We start from the raw sequence: 25,624 nt of genomic DNA on the forward strand, positions 1-25,624 counted from the left end.
CTGCCATCAGGCGGGCGCTGTCGCCGCCGCGTTCGCCGCGGTCGCGTTCGCCGCCTGCTCGCGCGCCGCGCGGGCCGCCGCCACGTGCGGGTCGGTCCGCGCGTCGTAGGCGAGCAGCTTGGGCAGCACCGCCGCCAGCCCGCCCACGCTCAGCACGCAGGCCAGCCCGCCCAGCCAGACCGAGCCGCGGGCGCCGACCAGCGCGGCCGTGCCGCCGGCTCGCACCTGGCCCAGGTTCGGGCCCACCGAGTAGCTGAGCAGCTCCACCCCGGCCAGGCGGCCGCGCAGTTCGTCGGGGATGGACTGGTTCCACATGGTGGAGCGGCCCATCCCGCTGATCATGTCCGCACCGCCGGCCGCCGCCAGGCAGAGCAGGACCAGCCAGACGTTCCCCGCCAGCCCGGCCAGGGTCATCGCCGCGCCCCAGCCCAGCGCGGCCAGCAGCACCATCCGGCCGTGCCGGTGGACGCTCGAGGCCCAGCCGCTGGTGACGGAGACGAGCAGCGCGCCCACCGCCGTGGCGCCGTACATCAGCCCGAGCGCCCAGCCGGCGTGCAGGTCGTCGGCCAGGAACGGAAAGATCGCGTTCGGGAAGGCGAAGAGCATCGCGGCGATGTCCACCAGGTAGGTCCCGAGCAGCTCGGGACGGCTCCAGGCGTACCGGACACCGGCCATGATCGCCGCCACCGAGGGCTTGGCGGCCCCGGTCGGCGGGGGTACCGCGCGCAGCCGGACCAGCAGCAGCAGCGAGACGGCGAAGGTCGCCACGTCCAGCGCGTAGGCGGTGGCCGGGCCGCCGGCGTACGCGACGACGACGCCGGCCAGCGCGGGGCCGGCGATGGTGCTGGTGTTGCGGTAGATCGAGATCAGCGCGAAGGCGGCGGTCAGCTGCTCGTGCGCCACGATCCGCGGCACCAGCGTGTCCAGTGCCGGGCGCTGCAGGCCGTCCACGGCCGCGACCAGCCCGGCCACCAGGTAGATCGGCCAGAGCAGCGGGTGCGGCAGCAGGGCGTCGAGCAGCAGCAATCCGCTCAGCAGGCCGAGCCCGGCCTCGGCGCAGAGCACCAGCTTGCGGCGGTCCAGCGCGTCGGCCAGCGCGCCGCCCCAGAGGCCGAAGACGATCAGTGGCAGCAGTTCGACCGCGCCGATCGAGCCGACCGCGAGGTAGGAGCCGGTCAACTGCTTGATCTGCAGCGGGACGGCGACGTAGGTGAGGAAGCTGCCGAAACTGGAGACGCAGCCCGAGCCCCAGAGCAGCCGGAAGTCCCGGGAGGTGCGCATCGGCGCCAGGTCGGGGCGCAGGCGGCGCAGCAGGCTCGGGTGGGGCGGCTCGGGTTCGGCGGGGCCGGCTTCGGTCATGAGCGGCCATCCTGCGTGGTCCGATCCGCGGTCGCAACGGGTTTATCCGGTGGGGGAGTCCGGCCCGCGGGTCACCAGCGGTCGACCGGCTCGGCGGTGAACCGCCGCACCACCCGGGCCAGGCCGGCCGGCCCCGCCAGCCGTGACCAGGGCCGGGGCCGCTCGCCGGCCGCCGCGCCGACCAGGTGCTGCACCAGGTCGAAGCCCGGCTCGTCGGGGCTCTCCACCGTCAGGCTCTCGTGCGCCAGTTCGGCCAGTTCGGGGGCGTCCGCCGCCAGCGCGAGCACGGTCGCGCCGCCTCGGCGCGCGTCGTGCACCCGCTCCAGCAGCGCGTCGCCGGGGGCCTGCGGGGTGACCACCAGCACCGTCTCGCCGCGCCCGGCCGCCGCCAGTCGCCGCAGGTCGTGCCGCAGCTGCGGCGGTGCGGTGGCCGCGCCTGGCACCTGGTGGCGGATCAAGGTCGGGGCCAGGCTGGGCACTTGGGACCAGCCCGCCTCGTCGTCCAGGTGCGCCGCCAGATGCCACGGCTCGTAGTCAGGGCTGCCGACCAGCAGCAGGCCGCAGGCCGAGCGCCGGGTCACGGCGCGCCGCAGCGAGCCGGCGAAGCTCCTGGTCGAGTCCAGCAGCGGCGACCCGGACAGGACCTCGCGCAGCGCGCTCACTCTCGTCACGTCCATGGCGCCAGGATGGAGGCGGGCTCGCGGCTTTGGCAGGATCTCGGTATGACTTCCCTCGAATCAGCGAACCCCGCACCCCAGCTGCCCGACGTCACGCAGCTGGTGGTCGGTGTCCTCGGCGGCACCGGCGACCAGGGCCGCGGCCTGGCCTACCGGCTGGCCAAGGCCGGCCAGCAGGTGATCATCGGCTCGCGCAGCGCCGAGCGCGCCGAGTCCGCCGCCGCCGAACTCGGACTCGGTGTGCGCGGCATGGACAACGCGAGCACCGCCCGGCAGAGCGACATCGTGATCATCGCGGTGCCGTGGGACGGGCACGGCGAGCTGCTGGCCGCCCTGGCCGGCGAGCTGGCCGGCAAGATCGTGGTGGACTGCGTCAACCCGTTGGGCTTCGACAAGCAGGGCGCCTACGCGCTCACCCCGGAGGAGGGCAGCGCCGCCCAGCAGGCCGCCGCGCTGCTGCCGGACTCCCGGGTCACCGCCGCGTTCCACCACCTGTCCGCCGTGCTGCTGCAGGACCCGCAGATCGCCACGATCGACACCGACGTGCTGGTCCTCGGCGACGAGCGGGCGGCCACCGACGTGGTCCAGGCGCTGACCGACCGGATCCCCGGCATGCGCGGCATCTACGCGGGCCGGCTGCGCAACGCCCACCAGGTCGAGTCGCTGGTGGCGAACCTGATCTCGGTCAACCGTCGCTACAAGGCGCACGCGGGGCTGCGGGTCACCGACGTCTGACAGCGGTGGGCGGCAGCGCCCGAAAGGTGACGCACTGTCGTCCGCTTGTGACGATCGCGTGACGATACCGAAGGTCCGGCCCCACCCGGCTGCGGGCGGGTCCGGACCTTCCGGGAGAATGGGGTACGCAAACCCACCCGATCTGCCTGGAGCCGGCCGCCATGCCCCGCAACGCCCTGTACGCCTCGATCGTCTTCGTCCTCGCGGTCTGTGCCGCCGTGGTCTCCTTCGTGGAGGGCAACTGGCTGGGCGTGATCTGGGTGCTGATGGCGGGCGTGGCCAGCAACATCGCCTGGTACTACCTGCGCAAGGAGAAGCTGGAGCGGGCGGCCGGCCAGAACGGCTAGGGCCTCCGGCTCGCCGGAACGGCTAGTGCGTCCAGAACCGGAACAGGTCGGAGCCCACCCAGGCGTAGTACCGGTCGACGCCGAAGAGCTCGATGATGTCGTAGACCAGGTTGAAGAACCAGACGTTCACCTGCGACTGCCACAGCACGATGAAGACCGCCAGCATCCCGTACGGCGCGAACGGCGCGACCGCGCGGCGGGTCTGCAGCGAGAGCCAGGGCTCGATGATCCCGTAGCCGTCCAGACCGGGGATCGGGAGCAGGTTCAGCAGCGCCGCGCTGATCTGCAGCATGCCGAGGAAGGACAGCGCCGCCAGGAAGTCCGGTGCCACCCCGTCCAGCAGGCCGGTGCCCACCGGCAGCAGCAGCACCGCCCCGAAGACCAGGTTGACCAGCGGCCCGGCCGCCGAGATCAGGCTGTGCTTGAGCCGCCCCTGGATCCGGCTGCGCTCGATGAAGACCGCGCCACCGGGCAGGCCGATGCCGCCCAGCACCACGAAGACCACCGGCAGCACGAAGCTGGTGACCGAGTTGGCGTACTTGAAGGGGTTGAGGGTCAGGTAGCCCTTGGCGCCCACCGTGATGTCCCCGCCGTGCAGCGCGGTGCGGGCGTGCGCGTACTCGTGCAGGCAGAGCGAGACCATCCAGCCGGCCACCACGAAGAGGAAGACCCCGAAGCGGGTCGATCCGTAGCCGGTCCACACCGCCCAGCCCGAGGTGACCAGGGTCGCCAGCAGCACCCAGAACACCGGGCTGATCCGGCGCTCCTCGCTCTTGGGGCCGCGTGTGGTGGCAAAGCTCATGGGAACGGGTCTCCGTCAGGGGATGGCATGGTGGCGAATGGAGGGGCAGGCGCCACCGATCATGCCGGTCGGCCCGCGCCATCGACAAGTGAACGTCCCATCGGCCCGCCCCGTTCCGCCCACCAGCCGGCCCCGCTGCGCCCGCTCTGTTGGGCCCGGCCCGCCCTGTTGGGCTCGGCGCGCGGCCGAAGCAGCAGAATGGTCCCCGTGCACTACGGCATCCTCGGCACCACGACCGCCCATCACGACGACGGCACCCCGGTTCCGCTCGGCGGTGCCCGGCTGCGCGCGCTGCTCGCGGCGCTGGTGCTGCGCCAGGGCCGCCCGGTGCCGGCCGAGGCGCTGGTGGCGGAGGTCTGGGACGGTGAGCTGCCGCAGGACTCGGCCGCCGCGCTGCAGACCCTGGTCGGCCGGCTGCGCCGCACCATCGGCCGCGCGGAGATCGAATCAGGGCCCGCCGGCTACTGGCTGACGACGGGTCAGAGCGACCTGACCCGGTTCCAGCGCCTGGCCGAGCAGGGGCAGCGGGCGCTGGCGGCCGGTGACGCGCCGGCGGCCGCCGAGCACCTGCGCGAGGCGCTGGCGCTGTGGCGCGGCCCGGCCCTGGCCGACCTGCCGGACCGGGCGGGCCGAGCGGTGCGGCTGGAGGCCCAGCGCGACGAGGCGCGCCGGGCCAGGATCGGCGCCGACCTCGCGCTCGGGCGGGCCGTCGAGGTGGCCGCCGAACTCGCCGGGCTCTGCGCGGACCACCCGCTGGACGAGCCGCTGCACGTGCTGTGGATCCGCGCGCTGCACCGCTGCGGGCGCACCGCCGAGGCGCTGGAGCGCTACGAGCGGCTGCGCCGGTCGCTGGCCGAGAAGCTGGGCGCCGACCCGGGCACCGAGCTGCGCGCCGTCCACCAGGAACTGCTCCAGCAGGCCCCGACACCTGCACCTGCACCTGTACCTGCAACGGCGCCCGCGCCCGCGCCCGTGATGCTCGCCGGCGGCAACCTGCGCCCCCGGCTGACCAGCTTCGTCGGCCGTGAGCACGACCTGACGGCGCTCGCCGAGCTGATCGGTTCGGCCCGGCTGGTCACCCTCACCGGGCCCGGCGGCTCCGGCAAGACCCGTCTCTCGGTGGAGGCCGGCCAGGCCGCCCAGGCAGGCGGGCGCTGGCCCGACGGCGTCTGGCAGGCCGAACTCGCGCCGTTGGAGAGCCCGAGCGCCGTCCCGGACGCGGTGCTCTCCGCGCTCGGCCTGCGCGCCACCGTGCTGCACCAGTCGATGACCGACACCCGCCAGGACGACCCGGTGCGCCGGATCGTCGAGCACTGCGGCCGGTCCCGGATGCTGCTGCTGCTCGACAACTGCGAGCACCTGATCCAGTCCGCCGCCGAGCTGGCCGACCGGCTGCTCGCCGAGTGCCCGCACCTGAGCATCCTGGCCACCAGCCGCGAGCCGCTCGGCGTGCCGGGCGAGACGGTACTGCCGGTCGAGCCGCTGCCGGACCCGGTCGCGCTGCGCCTGCTGGCCGAGCGGGGCGCGGCCGCCCGGGCCGGCTTCTCGGTCGCCGACGATCCGGCCGCGGCCGCCGAGATCTGCCGCCGGCTGGACGGCCTGCCGCTGGCCATCGAGCTGGCCGCCGCCCGGCTGCGCGGCCTGACGCCCCGCCAGCTGGCGGACCGGCTGGACCAGCGGTTCGCCCTGCTCACCGGCGGCAGCCGGGTGCTGCTGCCCCGGCAGCAGACGCTGCGCGCGGTGGTGGACTGGAGCTGGGAGCTGCTGGACGAGCGCGAGCGGGCGGTGCTGCGCCGGCTCGCCGTGTTCGCCGGCGGTGCCACCCTGGCGGACGCCGAACTGGTCTGCGCCGACGGCGAGTCGGTCGCCACCGGCGAGGTGGCCGAGCTGCTGCTCTCGCTGGTCGACAAGTCGCTGCTGGTCGCGGGGCTGGATCCGGACGGCCCGCCGCGCTACCGGATGCTGGAGACGATCCACGAGTACGGCGTCGAGAAGCTCGCCGAGTCCGGCGAGCACCGCGCGGTGGCCGACCAGCACCTGGCCGCCTTCCGCGAACTGGTCCGCACGGCCGAGCCGAACCTGCACGGCCACCAGCAGATGCACTGGCTCGGCGTGCTGGAGCGCGAGCAGGACAACGTCAGGGCCGCGCTGCGCCACGCGCTGGACACCCGCGCCGAGCCGGACGCGCTCAGCCTGGTGCTGGGGATGCTCTGGTTCTGGCTGCTGCGCGATTACCGCACCGAGTCCCGCGACTGGCTCGACCAGGTCTGCGCGCTCAGCTCCGACCCGTTCGCGGACGACGCCCCCGCGCCCGAGCCGCTGGAGCTCGGGCCGCTTCAGCACCCGTTGCCCTGGCCGCCGGCGATGCTGGCCGAGGCCCGCCGGCAGGCCTGGATCTACCAGCTGATCTCCCGCTTCGACGGCGACATGGACGTCATCGGCGACCACGCGCTGGTCGAGCGCGCGCCGCGGATCCTCCGGGCCTACCACCCCGACCTGCCGCAGTCCTACTCCTACCCCGCGCTGCTGCGGATCTTCGCCTGCTTCCTGGCCGGCCAGGCCGACGAGATGCTCACCCTGATCGACCAGGCGGTCGAGGGCTGCCGCCGGTACGGGCGGGAGAGCGAGCTGGCCTGGACCCTGCAACTGCGCGCCAAGATGTCCAACGACAGGGCTGCCGGCCTGGCGCAGGCCCGCCAGGACGGCGACGAGGCGATGGCGATCTACTCCCGGCTCGGCGACCGCTGGGGCATGACGGAGACGCTCGCGGCGCAGGCCGAGACGGCCGGCTACGCGGGTGATTCGGCCACCGCGGTCGCCGCCTACCGGCAGGCGATCGAACTGGCCCAGGAACTCGGCGCTCCGCAGGATGTGCCGCAGCTGCGGGTGCGGCTCGGCGAGGCGGTGCTGGAGCGCGACCAGGTGGAGGGCGAACGGTTGATCCGCCAGGGCATCGAGGGCGCCCTGGCCGGTGGGCAGCACGCCGACGGCGCCCTGGTCTACGGCCACACCCTGCTCAGCGGGCTCTACACGCATCGCGGTGACTTCGCCGCCGCCCGCGAGGAACTGCGCCGGCTGCGTGCGACACAGGCCCGCTTCGGTCCCGGACTGCCGGGGATCACGGAGGGCCTGGTGTCCTGCGCCGAGGGCCTGGTGCTGGCCCGCTGCGGCCAGGTGGACGAGGCGGTGGCCCAACTGCGGGCCGGGCTGCGCGGGCTGCGCGAGGTGTCGGCGGCGGCGCTGGTCTTCGCGCAGCACGTCACCCTGCTGCTGCTCCCGGCGGTGGTCGGCATCCTGGCGGCCCGGGCCGAGCGTGACCGGGACCGCGAACTCGCCCGCCAGGCCGGCCTGCTGAGCGGGGTGCACGGCGGCCGGCTCGGTGCGCAGGGCTCGTTCCTGGAGCGGATCGAGCGGGAGACCCGGGAGTCGGTGCTGAACGGGCTGCTGGGCGAGGCGGGATTCCAGGACGCGTGCGAGCAGGGCCGCGCGTTCTCCTGGGCGGAGACCACGGCCCTGCTGGACCAGCTGGTGGCCGAACTCTGATCCGTCCGACCGGGTCTGACGGTTCGTCAGACCCGCTTGCGGAACCGGTTCACGGCCAGCGGTGCGGTGATCGCGGTGATCGCCACCGACCAGAGCAGCACCATGCTCACCGAGTGGGCCACCGGTCCGCCGTTGATCAGGGCGCGGCAGGCGTCCGCCAGGTTGGAGAGCGGGTTGACCTTGGTGAACTCGTGCAGCCAGCCCGGCATGGTGCTGGTCGGGGCGAAGATCGAGCTGCCGAACTGCAGCGGCATCACCACCAGCATGCCGACCCCCTGGACCGCCTGCGCGCTCTTCATCGTCAGGCCGAGCAGCATGGAGATCCAGACCAGCGACATCCCGAAGACCAGCGCGAGTCCGACCGCCCCGAGCACCCCGGGCAGGCCGGTCTTCAACTGCAGCCCGAGGATCAGCGCGAAGACGATCAGGACGGTGAAGGAGACCAGCCCGCGGCAGGCCTCGGCCAGCATCTTGCCGATCAGCACCGAGGAGCGGGCGATCGGCAGCGAGCGGAACCGGTCCATCACCCCGGTCTGCAGGTCGCTGTTGAGGCCGGTGCCCACCGCCATCGCCAGGTTGAGCCCGGTGCCGCCGAGCAGGCCGGGGATCAGGTACTGCTTGTAGGCCTGCTGGTTGCCGGAGACCGCGCCGCCGAAGACGTAGACGAAGAGCAGCGTGAAGATGATCGGCATCAGCAGCACGTCGAACAGGGACTCCGGATCGGCCTTGATCCGCATCAGGTTGCGCCGGGTCAGCGCGCCGATGTGCCGCAGGTGGTCGCGCGGTGTGGTGCGGCTGTCGGCGACCGCGGTGGCGGTGGGACGGGGCAGGGTGGCGGTGGCGGCGCTCATCGCTGGGTCTCCTCGATGACGGCGGTCGAATCGGTGGACGTCTTGCCGGTGATGGCGAGGAAGACCTCGTCCAGGCTGGGTACGACGGTGTCGATGCCGGCGATGCCGAAGCCCCGGCCGCCGAGCACCCCGATCACGGCGGTCAACTGCTCGTCCCCGCCGATCGGCACGCTGAGCAGCTCGCCGTCCGGCGTGGCGGTGGCTCCGAGGACCCCGGCGTCGGTCAGGCAGCGGACCATCTCGGCCAGTTCGCCCGGGCGGGCCGGGCGCACCCGCAGCGTCCGGCCGCCGACCTCCCGCTTGAGGCCGTCCACCGTGCCGTTGGCGATCACCCGGCCGCGGTCGATCACCGTGAGGTCGGTGGCCAACTGCTCGGCCTCCTCCATGTACTGGGTGGTGAGCAGCACGGTGGAGCCCTCGGCCACCATCCGGCGCACCTCCTCCCAGACCTCGTTGCGGGTGCGCGGGTCCAGACCGGTGGTGGGCTCGTCCAGGTAGAGCACCCGCGGGCGGCCGATCATGCTGGCGGCGAGGTCGAGGCGGCGGCGCATCCCGCCGGAGTAGGTCTTGGCCGGCCGTCCGGCCGCCTCGGTCAGCGAGAAGCGCTCCAGCAGCTCGACGGCGCGGGCCTTGGCGTCCCTGCGGGAGAGGTCGAGCAGCCGGCCGATCAGGTAGAGGTTCTCGGAGCCGGAGAGGTACTCGTCCACCGAGGCGTACTGCCCGGTCAGGCCGATGGTGCGGCGCAGCTGCTTGGGCTGGCGCAGCACGTCGTAGCCGCCGACGGTCGCGCTGCCGGCGTCCGGCCTGATCAGCGTGGAGAGCACCCGGATCAGCGTGGTCTTGCCGGCCCCGTTGGGGCCCAGCACGCCGAGCACGGTGCCCTGGCGGACCGTCAGGTCGACGCCGTCCAGGGCCTTCGTCGCACCGTAGTGCTTGACGATCCCTCGCGCCTCGACGGCGTTGGCCGGTTCGGCGCCGACCTGCGCGGTGGTGCGGAGAGTGAAGCGGTGCCCCTGGTCGTTCGGGGCGGCGGTCGTCGTTGTCATGCCGTCAGACTGTCCGGCGCCGCTGCCAGACCGCTCTCAGCCCGCTGTCACGGCGGTCGGCCCGCTGTCAGCGTCACCGACAGCGGGCCGACCGACCGGACTCCGTTACTTGAAGCTGCGCTACTTGAAGCTGTGCTCCGCCGCCGGGAAGCTGCCGCCGAGCACCTCGGCGGCGTACTCGCGGGCGGCATCGCCCAGCACCTTGCGCAGGTTGGCGTACTGCTTGACGAAGGACGGCACGCTGCCCGCGGTCATCCCGGCCATGTCGGTCCAGACCAGCACCTGGGCGTCGCAGCCGGCCCCGGCGCCGATGCCGACGGTCGGCACCGAGAGCGACTCGGTGACCTGGGTGGCCAGCTCGGCCGGCACCGCTTCGAGCACCACGGCGAAGGCGCCAGCCTGCTGCACGGCCTTGGCGTCACGCTGCAGCTTGTGCGCCGCCTCGTCGCCCCGGCCCTGCACCGGGTAGCCGCCGAGGGCGTGCACCGACTGCGGGGTCAGCCCGATGTGCGCCATCACCGGGACCCCGGCCTCGACCAGCATCTCGATGGTGCGGGCGCTGCGCTCGCCGCCCTCCAGCTTGACCGCGCCGACCCCGGCCTCCTTCATCAGCCGGGCGGCGTTGCGCAGGGCCTGGGCGGGGGACTCCTGGTAGGAGCCGAACGGCAGGTCGCCGATGATCAGCGCGCGCTCGGTGCCGCGCACCACGGCGGCCGAGAGCATCACCATCTCGTCCATGGTGACCGGCACCGTGGTCTGGTAGCCGAGGTGGCAGTTGCCGGCGGAGTCGCCGACCAGCAGGACGGGGATGCCGGCCTCGTCGAAGACCCCGGCGGTCAGCGCGTCGTAGGCGGTGAGCATCGCCCACCGCTCCCCGCGGCGCTTGGCGGCGGCCAGGTCCCGGACGGTGACCCGGCGGTTGGTCACCCCGCCGTAGAGGGAGCGCCCCCCGGACGTCGGCGCCGCTCCCGCGGCAGGCGTCTGGGCAGGCGGAAGCTGAGAAGCGTTCATGGAACAGGCTCCTGAAGGGTTGTGGTCTCGTGGCGCCGTGTGGCGTCCCCGGATCTCCTCCATGCTTGCACGGCCCGGGCGCGGAGCAAAGAGCCGGGGTTTCGGAGCACGCCACCGAGTCTTTGCCCGCCGTTTTGCGATACGGATACGTCTCGTATCGCAAAACGGCGTACAGTTCTCGGCGGGGGATTACGAGACGCTCGCGTCTCGCCGAGTCCCAGGAAGCCCGCACACCTCCGTACGGAACGGGACAGACGTATGACCACCGCAGTAGCCGGCGCCGCACCGCGCGTACCGGAAGCCATCCACCGCCGTCGGTGGGCGATCCTCGGCACGCTGATCCTGGCGCTCCTCGTCGTCGTGCTCGACAACTCGATCCTCAACGTCGCGATGAAGACCATCGCGACCCCCGCCCCGGTCGGCCTCGGGGCCAGCCAGAGCGACCTCGAATGGGCGATAAACTCCTACACCCTGGTCTTCGCCGGCCTGCTCTTCACCTCGGGGCTGCTCGGCGACCGGTTCGGCCGCAAGAAGGCGCTGCTGACCGGCATGCTGATCTTCGGCGCCGGCTCGCTGCTCTCCGCGCTCGCCACCAGCCCCGGCCAGCTGATCGCCTTCCGCGCGGTGATGGGCCTGGGCGGCGCCTTCGTGATGCCCGCCACGCTGGCGATCATCATGAACGTCTTCGAGCGGCACGAGCAGCCCAAGGCGATCGGCATCTGGGCCGGCGCGGTGGGCCTGGCGATCGCGATCGGCCCGATCACCGGCGGTCTGCTGATCGAGCACTTCTGGTGGGGCTCGGTCTTCCTGATCAACGTCCCGATCGTCGTGGTGGCGCTGGTCGTGATGACGCTGCTGGTCCCGGACTCCCGCGACCCCAACCCCGGCAAGCTCGACCCGGTCGGCGTGCTGCTGTCGATCGTCGGCCTGGTGGCGCTGATCTACGGCATCATCAAGGGCGGCGACCTGGCCGACTTCACCGCGGCCGCGGCCTGGGTGCCGGTGCTGATCGGCGTGCTGGCGCTGGTCGCCTTCGTGTTCTACGAGAAGCGGGTCGAGCACCCCGCGCTGAACGTCGGCTGGTTCCGCGACAAGGTCTTCGCCACCTCGGTGACGGTGGTCGGCATGGTCTTCTTCGCGCTGATGGGCGTCTCCTTCTTCGGCGTCTTCTACACCCAGAGCGTGCGCGGCTACAGCGCGCTGGCCTCGGGTGCGCTGATGCTGCCGCTGGCCTGCGCCCAGCTGATCTTCGCCCCCAGGGCCCGGCTGGTGGTCGACAAGTTCGGTGTGCGGGCCACCTGCGCGGGCGGCATGGCGCTGATCGCGATCGCCTTCCTCGGCTACCTGCTGCTCGGCCGGACCACCCCGATCTGGGTGCTCGAGGTGATCGGCTTCATCATGGGCGCCGGCATGGCGCACGTGATGCCGCCGGTGACCGTGGCGATCATGGGCTCGCTGCCGCGCGAGAAGGCCGGCGCCGGTTCGGCGATCAACAACACCTTCCGCCAGGTCGGCGGCTCGCTGGGCGTCGCGGTGCTCGGCGCGGTGCTCTCCACCAGCTACCGCAACGGCATCGCCGGCCACCTCGCCCCGCTGCCGCAGCCGCTGCGCGACAAGGCGGGGGAGTCGGTGGAGGCCACCGTCGGGGTCGCCCAGAGCACGGGCCGGCCGGGCCTGATCAACCCCGCCTTCGACTCCTTCGTCCACGCGATGCACGTGGTGGCCACCGTCTCGGCCGGGGTCACCCTGCTCGGCGTGGCGCTGGCCTGGTTCTTCCTGCCCGCCAGGATCGCCGCCCCCGGCCGTCCGGGTGACCCGGTGCCCGCCGACGCGCAGACCGGTGACGCGGTGCCGGCGGTCCAGTCGACCAAGGCCTGACCGGCACGATGGAGAATGGGGCCATGGACTCGGACCGTCAGGGCACCCTCACCGCGCCCGCCGCGGGGCCGCACTGCGTGCCGCCGCGGCGGGGGCGGCCGCGTTCCGAGGCGGCCGAGCAGGCCATCTGCGAGGCCGTCGAGCGGCTGATGACGGACGGCAAGAGCCTGGCGGACCTCACCATCGAGGGCATCGCCCAGGCCGCCGGGGTCGGCAAGGCGACCATCTACCGGCGCTGGCCCAACAAGGAGGCGCTGCTGGTCGACGTGCTGGTCCGGCTGGAGGAGCCGGAGCCGGTGCTGCCCGGAACCAGCGCCCGGGACGACCTGGTGGTGATCCTGGACTTCATGCGCCGCCGGGGCCTGGCCAAGCGCTCCCGCTGGGTGCTGCGGGTGGTGCTGGACCAGATGAACTCGATGCCCGCGCTCAAGGAGATCTACTACGACCAGGTGGTGATGCGCCGCCGCCGGGCCATCCAGGCCGTGGTGGCGCGCGGCATCGCCGACGGCGAGCTCCGCGCCGACCTGGACGTCGCGCTGCTCGGTGAGATGATGATCGGCCCGATGCTGCTGCGTTCGGTGATGTGGGAAGACGCACCGCTGGACGACCCCGCGCTGGCCGCCACCATCGTGGACTCCCTGCTGGAGGGGCTGCGTGGCCCGGCTCACGCCGTCCAGGCCGGCTGACCCGTCGCCCGACGGAACCCGCGCTGCCGTCCCGCGCGTCTGTCTCGGCATAGGCTGAGCCGAGGATCCCACTAAGACGGGATAAGTCCGGCTCGGCCTGGACAGGTACCGGACGACCAGCGAGGGGTCACAGATGACGCAGGCCGACCAGGAAGCTGCTCCGGCGGACGACGCCGCGGCGGCGACCGGCGCCACGGCGCTCACCGCGACCGTCGAGGGGCCCGACGCCGACGGCGTCGAGGGGTCCGACGCCGACGCCGACGCCGATCTCGGTGCCGCGCGCCGGTGGCACCGGCTGCTCGACTGGGGCAAGGACGCCCGCGGCAGCTCGACCTGGCGGCGCGGCTGGGTGCTCGGAGGGTGCGCCGTCGTGGTCGCCCTGCTGCTGGGCCTGCACCGTCAGGTGCCCAACTCCTTCGGCAACTTCGGCAGTTTCCTGGAGACCTTCCTGCCCTGGCTGGGCGTCTTCATCCCGGTGCTGCTGCTGGCCGCGCTGCTGCGCCGCTCCGCCACCGCGCTGATCGTGCTGCTGCTGCCGACGGTGCTCTGGTTCGGGCTCTTCGGCGGGCTGCTCGGCGACAAGAGCACCGGCAAGGGCGACTTCACCGTGCTCACCCACAACGTCTGGGCCGCCAACCGCGACCCGGCCGGCACGGCCCGCATGATCGACGGCTCCGGTGCGCAGATCGTCGCGCTGGAGGAACTGCCCGGCGCCGCGCTGCCCGTCTACACCAAGGGGCTGGCGAGCAGCTACCCGTACCACGTGGTGGAGGGCACCGTCGGGCTCTGGTCCAAGTACCCGATCAGCGACACCCACGTGGTGGACATCAAGATCGGCTGGACCCGGGCCTTCCGCAGCCAGGTGGCCACCCCGCAGGGCCCGCTCGCGGTCTACGTCGCCCACATGCCCTCCGTCCGGGTGAAATTCGACAGCGGCTTCACGGCCGGGCAGCGCGATGTCAGCGCGCAGGCGCTGGGCGACGCGATCCAGGCCGAGCCGCTCGGCCACGTGCTGCTGCTGGGCGACATGAACGGGACGATGAACGACAGCAGTCTGGCCCCCGTCACCTCGCAGCTGCGCTCGGCCCAGGGCACGGCGGGCTCCGGCTTCGGCTTCAGCTACCCGGCCGAGTTCCCGATGGCGCGGATCGACCAGATCATGAGCCGCGGGATGCGGCCCACCGACTCCTGGGTGCTACCGGCGGACGGCAGCGACCACCGCGCGGTCGCCGCCGACTACCGCTACAACCGTTAGGACCGACCGGTGTGATCAGCCGCGCCGCCACCCGTTGGTGATCGGCAGCCGGCGGTCCCGCCCGAAGCCCTTGGGCGAGATCTTCGGGCCCGGCGGGTACTGGCGCCGCTTGTACTCGGCGGTGTCCACCAGCCGCACCACCCGGTCCACCACGGCCGCCTCGAACCCGCGCGCCACGATCGCGTCGCGGCCCTGGTCGCCCTCGATGTAGGCGTCCAGGATGGTGTCCAGCAGGTCGTAGTCGGGCAGCGAGTCGGTGTCCACCTGGTCAGGGCGCAGCTCGGCGCTCGGCGGCTTGACGATGGTGTTCTCCGGGATCGGCGGCAGCTCGCCGCGCTCGACGGCGACCTCGTTGCGCCACCTGGAGAGCTGGAAGATCAGCGTCTTGTAGACGTCCTTGATCGGACCGTAGGCGCCCACCGAGTCGCCGTACAGGGTCGAGTAGCCGACCGCCAGCTCGCTCTTGTTGCCGGGGGCCAGCACGATGTGGCCCTCCTGGTTGGAGATCGCCATCAGCAGCGTGCCGCGCAGCCGCGACTGCAGGTTCTCCTCGGCCAGCCCGGTCAGGCCGAGCGCCGCCATGTAGGCGTCGAACATCGGCGCGATCGGCACGGTGCGGAAGTGCAGTCCGGTGCGCCGGGCCAGCTCGGCGGCGTCGTCCCTGGAGTGCTGCGAGGAGTACTGGCTGGGCATCGAGACGCAGTGCACGTTCTCGGCGCCGATCGCGTCCACCGCGATGGCGGCCACCAGCGCCGAGTCGATGCCGCCGGAGAGCCCGATCAGCACCGACTTGAAGCCGTTCTTGCGCACGTACGCCCGGGTGCCGGTGACCAGCGCGGCGTAGACCTCCGCCTCGTCGGTGAGCCGGGGCGCGAGCTCGGCCGCGACCGGTTCGCGCTGCTCGGCGGGCTCGGTGCCGATCGCGGTGCGCACCAGGTGCAGCCCGTCGCTGTAGACCTGACCGTCCGGGTGCTCCGAGCTCGCGGCCGGCAGCTCCAGGTCCACCACCAGCAGGCTCTCCTCGAACTGCGGCGCGCGCGCCAGCACCTGCCCGGCCGCGTCCACCACCAGCGAGTCGCCGTCGAAGACCAGTTCGTCCTGGCCGCCCACCATGTTCAGATACGCCAGCGGGCAGCCCGCCTCGGCGGCCCGGCGCCGGACCAGGTCGAGCCGCTGGTCGTCCTTGTTCCGCTCGTACGGCGAGCCGTTGACCACCAGCAGCAGCCCGGCCCCGGCCTCCCCGGCGGCCCGCGCCCGGCCGCCCTCCTGCCAGATGTCCTCGCAGATCGCCAGCGCGACGTCCATGCCGTCCACCCGCAGCACCTGGAGCTGGTCGCCCGGCTCGAACCAGCGGTACTCGTCGAACACCCCATAGTTCGGCAGGAAGTGCTTGGCGAACCGGGTCACCACCTGTCCCCCGTGCAGCACGGCCGCACAGTTCTGTGGCCGCCCGCTCTCCCGGGACCGCCCCAGGTAGCCCACCACCACGGCCAGGTCGCCCAGCCCCTCGGCGGCCAGCCGCTGCGCCAACTCCACCAGCGCCGCCCGCGAGGCGTCCACGAAGGAAGCCCGCAGCGCCAGGTCCTCGACCGGATACCCGGTCAGCGCCATCTCGGGAAACGCGACCACCCGCGCACCGCGCTCGGCGGCGAGCCTCGTCCAGCGCACCACCTCCTCGCTGTTGTGCGCGATGTCGCCGACGTGCGGGTCGAACTGGGCCATGGCCAGGCGGAGATTCGGCATGGGGTCAGTGTAATCGTCGTTCTGACGCTATGGGGGGTCGGGGACGGCGTTGTCCGTCACCCTGGCCGGCTCCATCCCTCGTCTCGGCTCCGTTCCCGAGCTGTTCCGCCGCCCTGGGTGCCCCACAGGTGCCGGAATCCGGAATGATGGGACGTAGTCGCTCGCCTGTCCGGTCGCGGGCGGGCCGTTGCGTAACACGGGCGTAAAGAGCAGAGGTGAGACTGTCCCCATGGGCAAGCAGCAGGAGTTCGTGCTTCGTACGCTCGAAGAGCGTGACATCCGGTTCGTCCGGCTGTGGTTCACCGATGTGCTCGGGTTCCTGAAGTCGGTGGCAGTGGCGCCGGCAGAACTGGAGCAGGCGTTCGAGGAGGGCATCGGTTTCGACGGGTCGGCGATCGAGGGGTTCGCCCGGGTCTACGAGTCGGACATGATCGCCAAGCCGGACCCGACCACGTTCCAGATACTGCCCTGGCGCTCGGAGACCCCCGGCACCGCGCGGATGTTCTGCGACATCATGATGCCGGACGGTTCGCCCTCCTACGCCGACCCGCGGTTCGTGCTCAAGCGCACCCTGGAGAAGGCCTCGGCGCAGGGGTTCACCTTCTACACCCACCCGGAGATCGAGTTCTTCCTGCTGAAGAACCTCCCCGGTGACGGCAGTGCGCCCCAACCCGCCGACCACTCCGGCTACTTCGACCACACCCCGCGCGGGGTGGGCCACGACTTCCGCCGCCAGGCGATCACCATGCTGGAGTCGATGGGCATCTCGGTGGAGTTCTCGCACCACGAGGGCGCCCCGGGCCAGCAGGAGATCGACCTGCGCTACGCCGACGCGCTCTCCACCGCCGACAACATCATGACCTTCCGTCTGGTCATGAAGGAGGTCGCGCTGGAGCAGGGCGTGCACGCCAGCTTCATGCCCAAGCCCTTCTCCGAGCACCCGGGCTCCGGCATGCACACCCACCTCTCGCTCTTCGAGGGCGACCGCAACGCCTTCCACGAGTCCGGCGCCGAGTACCAGCTCTCCAAGGTCGGCCGCTCCTTCATCGCCGGCCTGCTCCGGCACGCCGCCGAGACCGCGGCCGTCACCAACCAGTGGGTCAACTCCTACAAGCGCATCTGGGGCGGATCCCAGCGCACCGCCGGCGCCGGCGGCGAGGCCCCCTCCTACATCTGCTGGGGCCACAACAACCGTTCGGCCCTGATCCGGGTCCCGATGTACAAGCCCGGCAAGCAGGGCTCCACCCGCATCGAGGTCCGCTCCCTGGACACCGGCTGCAACCCTTACCTCGCCTACGCCGTCACCCTGGCCGCCGGCCTCAAGGGCATCGAGGAGGGCTACGAACTCCCCCCGGGCGCCGACGACGACGTCTGGGCCCTCACCGACGCCGAACGCCGCGCGATGGGGATCCAGCCGATGCCGCAGAACCTGGGCGAGGCGATCGACCTGATGCAGCGCAGCGAGCTGGTCGCGGAGACCCTGGGCGAGCACGTCTTCGATTTCTTCCTGCGCAACAAGCGCCAGGAGTGGGAGGAGTACCGCAGCGAGGTCACGCCGTTCGAGCTGCGGAAGAACCTCCAGGTGCTCTGACTTCGCGTCGGTTTTCTTTGGTGGGCCCGTCCCCGTGGTTGGGGGGCGGGCCTTCGCCATGTCGGAGATTAGGCGGTCCGGGTGAACTTCCCCGGGTGCTGATGCGGCGAACGGCGGGTTGATCGTACTTATCGGGGGGCGGATTCATGCTCTGAAGTGATGTTCACTCAGTGTCGTGAAGGAGTTGCCGTGGGTTGCAACAGTAGACAGTCGGCGGGCCGCTGCGGGGTGGGTCGATGAGAGGCATGCGCCGCTGGATCGTCCCGCTCGTGGTGCTGTGCACGTCGAGCACCGGCCTGTTGGCCGCCGCCCTGCCGGTGAGCGCGCAGGTGGATCCGCCCGCCAAGGTGGCGGCTGCGGCAGTCGCTTCGGCGTTCGCTTCCGCTTCCGCTTCCGGATCAGCGTCCGCTGCGGGATCGGCATCTGACTCTCCGTCGGCGTCGGCGTCGGCATCGCCATTGGGGTCGGCGTCCGCCGCCGGCTCCGCGTCGGCTGCTGCTCCAGCATCCGGTCCGGCCGCGCCTTCGACTCCCGCCTCCCCGGCCGCTGCTGAGTCACCGTCGGCTATCGCGGCACCCGCGCCGGCTGCGCCGTCCGCCGCGCCCTCGGCCCCCGCGGCCGACCCGGCTGCCTCGGTGCCGGCCCCCGCCGCGCAGGGCGGGCGGGACGACGACACCTACTGCCACCTGAGCATCCTCAAGACCGCCGACCGCTCCGTCTACCTCCCGGGGCAGAAGGTCAGCTACACCATCACGCTCACCAACGACGGCAACGTGCCGATCACCGGTGCCGTGGTCACCGACGACCTGTCCGGGGACCTGGCCGACGCCGTCTACGACAACGACGCCACGGTCGGCACCGGGCAGCTCCGGTACCAGCAGCCGGTCCTGACCTGGATCGGTGACCTGAACCCGGGGGACAGCACCAAGATCGTCTACAGTCTCACCGCCGACAACCCGGACCGCGGCCCGATGCGGATGCGCGACGCGGTCACCGGTCCGCAGTTCAGCAACTGCCCGCAGGGGACCGAACCGGGCTGCACCGTCGAGGTCGACTCGCCGAGCCTGGTCGTCGCCAAGTCGGTGGACCGCGGCACGGCGAGCCCGGGTGACGTGGTGACCTACCGGGTCGAGTACCGCAACGTCGGGCACGACGCTTTTCCGGCCGGCGAGCTTCCGGTGGTCACCGACGACCTGAGCCAGGTGCTGCAGCACGCCGCGTTCGTGCCGGGCTCGCTGCACTCCACGGTGCCGGACGCGACGTTCGACGAGAGCGCCCGGACGATCACCTGGACCGGGCAGCTGGACGCGGGGCAGCACGGCTCCTTCAGCTACCAGGTGAAGGTGAACGACCCGTACCAGGGCGACCCGTGGCTCGACAACACCATCACGTCGGCGCAGTCGACCGACTGCCAGGAGAGTTCGACCGACGCCCGGTGCCACGCGCACGTGGACATCTGCGTGCCCAGCACCCCGCCCGGTGGGTCTACGCCTCCTGGCGGCGGTTGGACGCCTCCTGGTGGTGGCTCGACCCCTCCTGGCGGCGGTTGGACGCCTCCTGGTGGTGGCTCGACCCCTCCTGGCGGCGGTTGGACGCCTCCTGGTGGTGGCTCGACCCCTCCTGGCGGCGGTTGGACGCCTCCCGGTGGTGGCTCGACCCCTCCCGGTGGCGGTTGGACGCCTCCCGGTGGCGGTTCCACGCCTCCCGGCGGCGGTTGGACGCCTCCCGGCGGTGGCTGGACGCCTCCCGGTGGCGGTTCCACGCCGCCCGGTGGCTCCACGCCCCCTGGTGGCTCGACTCCGCCCGGCGGCACCCTGCCGCAGACCGGCACGGACTTCAACCCGGTGATGATCGTCGCCACGGTGGTCCTGCTGGCCGGTGGTGGCGGGCTGGTGCTGCTCTCCCGCCGCTCGCGTCGGCGCTGATCCTCCCTCAGTCGCAGGGCCCGACCGACCCGGTCGGGCCCTGCGGCAGTTGTGCGTCAGGGGCCCGCTCAGGGGAATAAGTACCTACGCTATGAGCTGATCATCTTATGAGGCCGCAATCCCGCAGACCTCAACCCCTCAGCCCCCTCAACCCGGCAAGCCCGCAAGCACCGAGGAGCGCGATGACCACCGGTGGCAGCCGCGTCAGCAGGCCCGAGAACCGCCTGGTCCGCCGGGGTTTCACCGACCCCGAGGCGGCCGTCCGGCGGCTGGCCGCCCCCGCTCTGCACGGGCTGGCCGACGACCCGATCCTGCTCGACGCGCTCGGCGCCGGCGCGGACCCCGACCTCGCGCTGCAGAGCCTGGCCCGGCTGCTCGAAGCGCTGAACGAGGCCGAACGGCACACCCTGCGGGACACCTTGACCGCCTCCAAGCCGCTGCGCGACCGGCTGCTCGGCGTGCTCGGCGCCTCCGCCGCGCTCGGCGACCACCTGGCCACCCACCCGCGCGACTGGCACGCGCTGGTCACCTTCGAGCAGCGCGACATGCACCCGGGCAGCCGCGAATTCCGCCGTGAGCTGGAGCAGCGGGTCCGGGACGCCGCGGGCGAGCCGGCCGACGCGCTGCGCGCCGCCTACCGCCGCTGCCTGCTGACCATCGCCGCCCGCGACTTGAGCGCCACCATCGACCTGGCGCAGACCGCCGCCGAGCTCGCCGACCTGGCCGGCGCCACGCTGCGCACCGCGCTGGAGATCGCCGCCGAGCAGGAGCCGGAAGCCGCCGACGCCTGCCGGCTGGCGGTGATCGCGATGGGCAAGTGCGGCGGGCGCGAACTCAACTACATCTCCGACGTGGACGTGATCTTCGTGGCCGAGCCGCGCGAGGGCGTGGAGGAACAGGTGGGGCTGCGGGCCGCCACCCGGCTGGCAGCGGCCATGATGCGGCTCTGCTCGGACACCACCCGGGAGGGCAGCATCTGGCCGGTGGACGCCAATCTGCGCCCCGAGGGCCGCAACGGGCCGCTGGTGCGGACCCTGGCCAGCCATGTCGCGTACTACCAGCGCTGGGCCAAGACCTGGGAGTTCCAGGCGCTGCTGAAGGCCCGCCCGGTGGCGGGCGACGCCGAGCTGGGCCAGGCGTACCTCGCGGCGCTGACGCCGATGGTCTGGCAGGCGGCCGAGCGGGAGCATTTCGTCGCGGACGTGCAGCAGATGCGGCGCCGGGTGATCGAGGCGATCCCGGCGATCGAGCTGGACCGCCAGCTCAAACTCGGCCCGGGCGGGCTGCGCGACGTCGAGTTCTCGGTGCAGCTGCTGCAGCTGGTGCACGGCCGCACCGACCCGGCGCTGCGCAGCGGCAACACCTTGGAGGCGCTGGCCGCGTTGTCACAGGGTGGCTACGTCGGACGGGCCGACGCCGCCTCGCTGGACACCGCCTACCGCTTCCTGCGCACCCTGGAGCACCGGATCCAGCTGCACCGGCTGCGTCGCACCCACTTGATGCCCAAGGACCCGGCCGACCTGCGGCGGCTGGCCCGCTCGCTGGCCGCGATGATCAACGACGACACCCGGGCCGACCCGGTCGCGGCGCTGGAACGCGAGTGGAAGCGGCACGCCCTCGAGGTGCGCCGGCTGCACGAGAAGCTCTTCTACCGACCGCTGCTCGCGGCCGTGGCCGAGTTGTCGGCCGGCGAGGCGATCACCCCCGGTACCCAGGCGATGAGCTCGGCGGCGGCCGAGCAGCGGCTCAAGGCGCTGGGGTTCGCCGACCCGTCGGCCGCGCTGCGGCACCTGGGGGCGCTGGCCAGCGGGGTGAGCCGGAAGGCCGCCATCCAGCGCACCCTGCTGCCCGTGCTGCTGGCCAGGTTCGCCGACTCCGCCGACCCGGACGCCGGGCTGCTCGGTTTCCGCCAGGTCTCCGATGCGCTCGGCCGCACTCCGTGGTACCTGCGGCTGCTGCGGGACGAGAGCGCGGCGGCCGAGGGCCTGGCCCGGATCCTGTCGGCCGGGCGGCTGGCCCCCGACCTGCTGCTGCGCGCGCCCGAGGCGGTGGCCATGCTGGGCGACCCGCAGGGCCTGGCCGCGCGCGGGCGGGCCGTGCTGGAGCCGGAGATCCGCTCGGCGGTCGGCCGGGCACCGAGCGCGGCGGTGGGAGTGGCGGCGGCCCGCGCGGTGCGCCGTCGCGAACTGTTCCGCACTGCCGCCGGCGACCTGCTCGGCCGCTACGGCGAGTACCCGGGCGAGGCGCTGGAGACCACCGCGAACGCGCTCACCGACCTCAACGCCGCCACCCTGGCGGGCGCGCTGGCGGCCTGCACGGCGGAGTGGGAGCAGGCCCACGGCGAGGCCTTCCCGGCCCGGCTCGCGGTGATCGCGATGGGCCGGTTCGGCGGGCACGAGCTGGGCTACGGCTCGGACGCGGACGTGCTCTTCGTGCACGATCCGCTGCCCGGGACCGAGCACGACGCGACCGCCGCCGCCCGCTCGGTCTGCAACCAGCTGCGCACCCTGCTGGCCGCGCCGTCCACCGAGCCGCCGCTGCTGGTCGACGCCGACCTGCGCCCCGAGGGCCGCCAGGGCCCGCTGGTGCGCACGCTCGGCTCGTACGCGGCGTACTACGCGCGCTGGTCGCACGTCTGGGAGAGCCAGGCGCTGCTGCGCGCCGAGCCGGTGGCCGGCGACGTCGAGCTGGGGGAGCGGTTCCGGGAGCTGATCGACCCGCTGCGCTACCCGCAGGCGGGCGTGCCCGAGCGGGACCTGATCGAGATCCGGCGGATCAAGGCGCGGATCGAGAGCGAGCGGCTGCCGCGCGGGGCCGACCCGACCACCCACACCAAGATCGGGCGCGGTGGCCTGGCGGACGTCGAGTGGACGGTGCAGCTGCTCCAGCTCCAGCACGGTCACGAGGTGACCGGGCTGCGCACCACCCGGACCCGGCAGGCGCTGCTCGCGGCCGCCAAGGCCGGCCTGCTGGCGGGCGAGGACGCGGCGGTGCTGGACGCCGCCTGGGTGCTCGCCTCCCGGGTCCGCAGCGCGGTGATGCTGGTGCGCGGGCGCCCCGGCGACAGCTTCCCGAGCGAGCCGCGGGAGCTCGCGCAGGTGGCCCGCTACCTCGGCTACGGGGCGGGCCACAGCGGCGAACTGATGGACGACTACCGGCGCACCACGCGGCGGGCTCGCTCGGTGGTGGAGCGGCTCTTCTACGGGTGAGGGGTCACCGGGGCCTCAGCGCTGGGAGCCGGCGCCGACCGGGGTGGGCCGCTGCTCGGGCACGGTGCCCTGGCCCTGCCAGGAGGCCGGGATCTGCGGGAACTGGTAGGCCCAGCGGTGGTAGATCAGCCGGGTGACGGCGAAGCCGACGGCCAGGCAGAGCAGCCCGCCCACCGCGTCCATCCAGTAGTGGTTGGCGGTGGAGATGATCACCGACAGGGTGAACAGCGGGTAGATCAGCCCCAGGGCCCGTACCCACTTGCGCTCGGCCAGGAAGAAGACGGTCAGTCCGCACCAGGTCGACCAGCCGATGTGCATCGACGGCATCGCGGCGAACTGGTTGCTCACGCTGGCCCCCGCCCCCGAGGCCAGCGAGCCCCAGGTGTGGTGGACCTCGACCGTGTCGATGAAGCCGAGCCCGGTCAGCCGCGGCGGGGCCAGTGGGAAGAAGTAGAAGCCGACCAGGGCGATGCCGGTGGTGATGAAGAGCACCGTGCGGCCGGCCGCGTAGCGGCCCGGATGGCTGCGGTAGAGCCAGATCAGCACACCGATGGTGATGATGAAGTGCAGCGTCGCGTAGTAGTAGTTCATCCCGACGATCAACCAGCCGACCGAGTTGACGGCGTGGTTGATCGAGCGCTCGACGTTCACGCCGAAGAACTGCTCGCTGTGCCAGACCCACATCGCGTTCTTCTGGGCGACCGCCGCCTGTTCGGGCACCGCGTTGCGCACCAGCGAGTAGATCCAGTAACTGACGCCGATCAGTGCGAGCTCGAACCAGAGCCGCGGGCGGGCCGGACCGCGCCGCTGCGCCATGATCCGGCGCCGCAGCGAGTTGGTGGCGCGTACGGCCGTGCTGCCACCGGCTCCGTCCGTCGCCCGTTCGGCCGAACGGGCCGGGGCTTGGACGGAACCGCCGCTGGAGCGCCGGAGGGCGTCGTCGCCGTCCTGCGTCTGGATGTCGGTCGGTTCCCCCATGGGCGAGAAGTCTGCCAGACGTTCCGTGGCCGTCCGATCATCCTCTGGTCGTGGATTCTTCACCGGCTGTCCTCCCTCAGTGCGAGGCGGCTGCCCCCGACCGGGGTGGGGGAGGCGGCACAGTACGCGCGGGCACCGCGCGTCAGAGGGACACACATGCGTTCCATTGTTACCCGTTCGCAATACCCGGGGCGAGGCGGGGTCCCGATCGCTCCCAGGGGCCGCTGCTCCCGGGGCACCGAGCGGTCGACGCCCCTCCGAGGACGGGTCGGTGCCGGGTCGACGCCGGGCCGACGCCGGTCGAGGACGGCTCGAGTCACGGCGCACGGCCGGCTCGCGCCGGAGCGCGTGGCGGGGTCGAGTCGGGCGGTCGCGCGCCGTTCAATCCGTCCGCGGTCTTGGACCGGCGTTGTCAATCCTGTAAACAATGGAGTCAAGTGAACGCGGTGCTGGGCAGCGCCCGGACGGTCGAGGCAAGGGCGGGCATGGAATCGGGGCAGGACGGCACAGCGGAGATCGGCCGACGACTGCGCGACCTGCGCCGTGAGCGCGGGCTCAAGCAGAGCGATCTGGCCGGCGAGGGCATGTCGGTCAGTTACCTGTCGCTGCTGGAGTCCGGCAAACGTCCGGTCACCCCGGTCATCCTGCGCCGGCTGGCCGCCCGACTCGACTGCACGGTGGAGTACCTGCGCACCGGGCTGGCGAGTGACCAGGAGCTGGAGCGCCAGCAGCAGTTGCTGCTCCGGACCACGCGGGCCGAGCTGGCGCTGCGCGGCGGCGAGTTGGGCGCGGCGCTGGCGTCCTGCGATGCGGTGCTGGCCGAGGAGCCGCCGGCCGAGCCGGCCACCCGGCGCCGGGCCGAGACCGCCCGGGCCGCCGCCCTGGAGCGGTTGAACCGCCCGGCCGAGGCGCTGGCCGTGCTGCACGAGCTGTACCGCGACGAGCTGCCAGGGCCCGGCTCCGCCGAGTGGTTGCGGCTCGCGGTGGCGCTCTGCCGCTGCCACCTGGCGGCGGGCGAGCCGGCCCGCGCCGCGGAGCTCGGCCAGGGGGCGCTGGCCCGGCTGAACGCCGTGCTCGCCACGCCCACCGAGGACCATCTGGGCCTGGGCGTCGTGCTGATCGAGGCGGAGCACCGCAGCGGCGCGCTGGCCGCGGCCAGGGAGCTGGCCGACCGGCTGCTGCCGCACGCCGAGCACACCGCCTCCCCGGCCACCCGCGCCGACGCCTTCCGGCAGGGCAGCCGCCGGGCCGAGCAGCGCGGCGAGACCGCGCTGGCGCTGACCCTGGCCGAGCGCGCCCTCGCGCTGCCCGCCGAGGACGAGCTGGCTCGTCACCTCGGCCTGCTCAAGGCCGGCTACGGCTCGCTGCTGCTGGACGGCCCGGTGCCGGAGCCCGCGCTGGCCAAGCAGTACCTCGCGCCGGCCGGTGCGGAACTCGCCCGCTGTGGGCGCCCGCTGGACCGGGCCGGCTGCGAACTAGGCCTGGCCCGAGCCGAGCTGATGCTCGGTCAGTACGAGGACGGGGCCGCCCACGCCGAGCGCGCGCTGGAGCTGGTGGGGCGCGAGTACAGCGGGCTCGGCGTCTGGGCCTGGCTGCAGTTGGGCGAGGCCCGCCGGTTGCAGGGCCGGGAGCAGGAGGCCGCCGAGGCGCTGCACACGGTGGAACGGCTGCTCGGCGAGGCCGAGCTGCGACTGGCGGCGGGGCGGGAGCGGGCCGAGGCCTGGCGGGCGCTGGGGGACCAGTGGCTCGACCACGGCTGCCCGGAGCCGGCGATGAACGCCTACCGTCAGGGGCTCGCGGCGGCCGGCCTGTCGGGTGCGGCCCCGCTGCGCGCGGTGCTGCGGCCGGCCGGGCTGTGACCCCGACCTGCCGCACCGCTCCGGTCGGTGGACCGGCGGGATTGGTCGGGCAGTCGGCGGGTAGCCTGACCCGGAGCCGTTGACCCCGGTCAGCCGATCAGGAGCGCGAACCCGGCACGCTCCCGTCAC

The 25,624-nt window shown here is 72.8% G+C and carries 18 protein-coding genes; 10 read left to right on the plus strand and 8 right to left on the minus strand.

The window, feature by feature from the left end; all coding sequences use genetic code 11:
• Nucleotides 1–6: 6 nt before the first annotated feature.
• Together P3T41_RS00405 and P3T41_RS00410 are read right to left on the minus strand one after the other, a co-directional pair.
• A complete protein-coding gene (locus tag P3T41_RS00405) occupies nucleotides 7–1,359 on the minus strand; it encodes an MFS transporter (RefSeq protein WP_280686870.1) in 1,353 nt (450 codons plus the stop codon).
• Nucleotides 1,360–1,430: 71 nt separating this feature from the next.
• Nucleotides 1,431–2,036 (minus strand): hypothetical protein, encoded by a 606-nt coding sequence (locus tag P3T41_RS00410; protein WP_280686871.1) that lies wholly within the window; start codon nucleotides 2,034–2,036, stop codon nucleotides 1,431–1,433.
• A gap of 45 nt (nucleotides 2,037–2,081) precedes the next feature.
• Here P3T41_RS00410 and npdG point away from each other — a divergent pair, with 45 nt between their 5' ends.
• Together npdG and P3T41_RS00420 are read left to right on the plus strand one after the other, a co-directional pair.
• Nucleotides 2,082–2,771: an NADPH-dependent F420 reductase gene (gene npdG / locus P3T41_RS00415; protein WP_280686872.1), complete on the plus strand. Its 690-nt coding sequence runs from the start codon at nucleotides 2,082–2,084 to the stop codon at nucleotides 2,769–2,771.
• A 161-nt stretch (nucleotides 2,772–2,932) separates the two neighbouring features.
• Nucleotides 2,933–3,118, plus strand: coding sequence for a hypothetical protein (locus P3T41_RS00420; protein WP_280686873.1), 186 nt, complete (start codon nucleotides 2,933–2,935; stop codon nucleotides 3,116–3,118).
• Between the two features lie 22 nt (nucleotides 3,119–3,140).
• Here the strand turns inward: P3T41_RS00420 and P3T41_RS00425 are convergent, their stop codons facing one another.
• Nucleotides 3,141–3,920, minus strand: a complete 780-nt coding sequence (locus tag P3T41_RS00425; RefSeq protein ID WP_280686874.1) for a site-2 protease family protein — start codon at nucleotides 3,918–3,920, stop codon at nucleotides 3,141–3,143.
• A 207-nt stretch (nucleotides 3,921–4,127) separates the two neighbouring features.
• On the opposite strand from P3T41_RS00425, the gene P3T41_RS00430 reads away from it, so the two are divergent.
• Nucleotides 4,128–7,463, plus strand: coding sequence for a BTAD domain-containing putative transcriptional regulator (locus P3T41_RS00430; protein ID WP_280686875.1), 3,336 nt, complete (start codon nucleotides 4,128–4,130; stop codon nucleotides 7,461–7,463).
• A 26-nt stretch (nucleotides 7,464–7,489) separates the two neighbouring features.
• Here P3T41_RS00430 and P3T41_RS00435 read toward each other — a convergent pair whose 3' ends face one another.
• From P3T41_RS00435 to panB, 3 genes are all read right to left on the minus strand, one after another.
• The gene (locus tag P3T41_RS00435; protein ID WP_280686876.1) at nucleotides 7,490–8,314 is read right to left on the minus strand and encodes an ABC transporter permease; all 825 of its coding nucleotides are present in this window, start codon (nucleotides 8,312–8,314) and stop codon (nucleotides 7,490–7,492) included.
• Nucleotides 8,311–9,360 (minus strand): ATP-binding cassette domain-containing protein, encoded by a 1,050-nt coding sequence (locus P3T41_RS00440; protein WP_280686877.1) that lies wholly within the window; start codon nucleotides 9,358–9,360, stop codon nucleotides 8,311–8,313. The genes P3T41_RS00435 and P3T41_RS00440 overlap by 4 nt, the downstream gene beginning before the upstream one ends.
• 120 nt (nucleotides 9,361–9,480) lie before the next feature.
• Nucleotides 9,481–10,371, minus strand: coding sequence for a 3-methyl-2-oxobutanoate hydroxymethyltransferase (gene panB / locus P3T41_RS00445; protein WP_280686878.1), 891 nt, complete (start codon nucleotides 10,369–10,371; stop codon nucleotides 9,481–9,483).
• 258 nt (nucleotides 10,372–10,629) lie between these two features.
• Between panB and P3T41_RS00450 the strand changes: the two genes are divergently transcribed.
• The 3 genes from P3T41_RS00450 (at nucleotide 10,630) to P3T41_RS00460 (ending at nucleotide 14,190) form a co-directional block, all read left to right on the plus strand.
• Entirely contained in the window at nucleotides 10,630–12,249 is a 1,620-nt protein-coding gene (locus P3T41_RS00450) for an MFS transporter (RefSeq protein WP_280686879.1), read from the plus strand.
• A 23-nt stretch (nucleotides 12,250–12,272) separates the two neighbouring features.
• The gene (locus P3T41_RS00455) at nucleotides 12,273–12,935 is read left to right on the plus strand and encodes a TetR/AcrR family transcriptional regulator (protein WP_280686880.1); all 663 of its coding nucleotides are present in this window, start codon (nucleotides 12,273–12,275) and stop codon (nucleotides 12,933–12,935) included.
• Between the two features lie 133 nt (nucleotides 12,936–13,068).
• On the plus strand, nucleotides 13,069–14,190 hold the full coding sequence (locus P3T41_RS00460; protein WP_280686881.1) for an endonuclease/exonuclease/phosphatase family protein: 1,122 nt from the start codon (nucleotides 13,069–13,071) through the stop codon (nucleotides 14,188–14,190).
• A 15-nt stretch (nucleotides 14,191–14,205) separates the two neighbouring features.
• Here the strand turns inward: P3T41_RS00460 and P3T41_RS00465 are convergent, their stop codons facing one another.
• Nucleotides 14,206–15,933 (minus strand): NAD+ synthase, encoded by a 1,728-nt coding sequence (locus P3T41_RS00465; protein WP_280686882.1) that lies wholly within the window; start codon nucleotides 15,931–15,933, stop codon nucleotides 14,206–14,208.
• 229 nt (nucleotides 15,934–16,162) lie between these two features.
• Between P3T41_RS00465 and glnA the strand changes: the two genes are divergently transcribed.
• From glnA to P3T41_RS00480, 3 genes are all read left to right on the plus strand, one after another.
• Entirely contained in the window at nucleotides 16,163–17,524 is a 1,362-nt protein-coding gene (gene glnA, locus P3T41_RS00470) for a type I glutamate--ammonia ligase (protein ID WP_280686883.1), read from the plus strand.
• Between the two features lie 635 nt (nucleotides 17,525–18,159).
• Nucleotides 18,160–19,449 (plus strand): LPXTG cell wall anchor domain-containing protein, encoded by a 1,290-nt coding sequence (locus P3T41_RS00475; protein WP_280686884.1) that lies wholly within the window; start codon nucleotides 18,160–18,162, stop codon nucleotides 19,447–19,449.
• A 182-nt stretch (nucleotides 19,450–19,631) separates the two neighbouring features.
• The gene (locus P3T41_RS00480) at nucleotides 19,632–22,658 is read left to right on the plus strand and encodes a bifunctional [glutamine synthetase] adenylyltransferase/[glutamine synthetase]-adenylyl-L-tyrosine phosphorylase (protein WP_280686885.1); all 3,027 of its coding nucleotides are present in this window, start codon (nucleotides 19,632–19,634) and stop codon (nucleotides 22,656–22,658) included.
• Nucleotides 22,659–22,673: 15 nt separating this feature from the next.
• Here the strand turns inward: P3T41_RS00480 and P3T41_RS00485 are convergent, their stop codons facing one another.
• On the minus strand, nucleotides 22,674–23,474 hold the full coding sequence (locus tag P3T41_RS00485) for a phosphatase PAP2 family protein (RefSeq protein ID WP_280687303.1): 801 nt from the start codon (nucleotides 23,472–23,474) through the stop codon (nucleotides 22,674–22,676).
• A 599-nt stretch (nucleotides 23,475–24,073) separates the two neighbouring features.
• Here P3T41_RS00485 and P3T41_RS00490 point away from each other — a divergent pair.
• Nucleotides 24,074–25,495 carry a helix-turn-helix transcriptional regulator gene (locus P3T41_RS00490; protein ID WP_280686886.1) on the plus strand — a complete coding sequence of 474 codons (1,422 nt, stop codon included), beginning with the start codon at nucleotides 24,074–24,076 and terminating at the stop codon, nucleotides 25,493–25,495.
• Nucleotides 25,496–25,624 lie beyond the last annotated feature (129 nt).

Source organism: Kitasatospora sp. GAS204B (assembly GCF_029892155.1).
Classification (GTDB): Bacteria; Actinomycetota; Actinomycetes; order Streptomycetales; family Streptomycetaceae; genus Kitasatospora.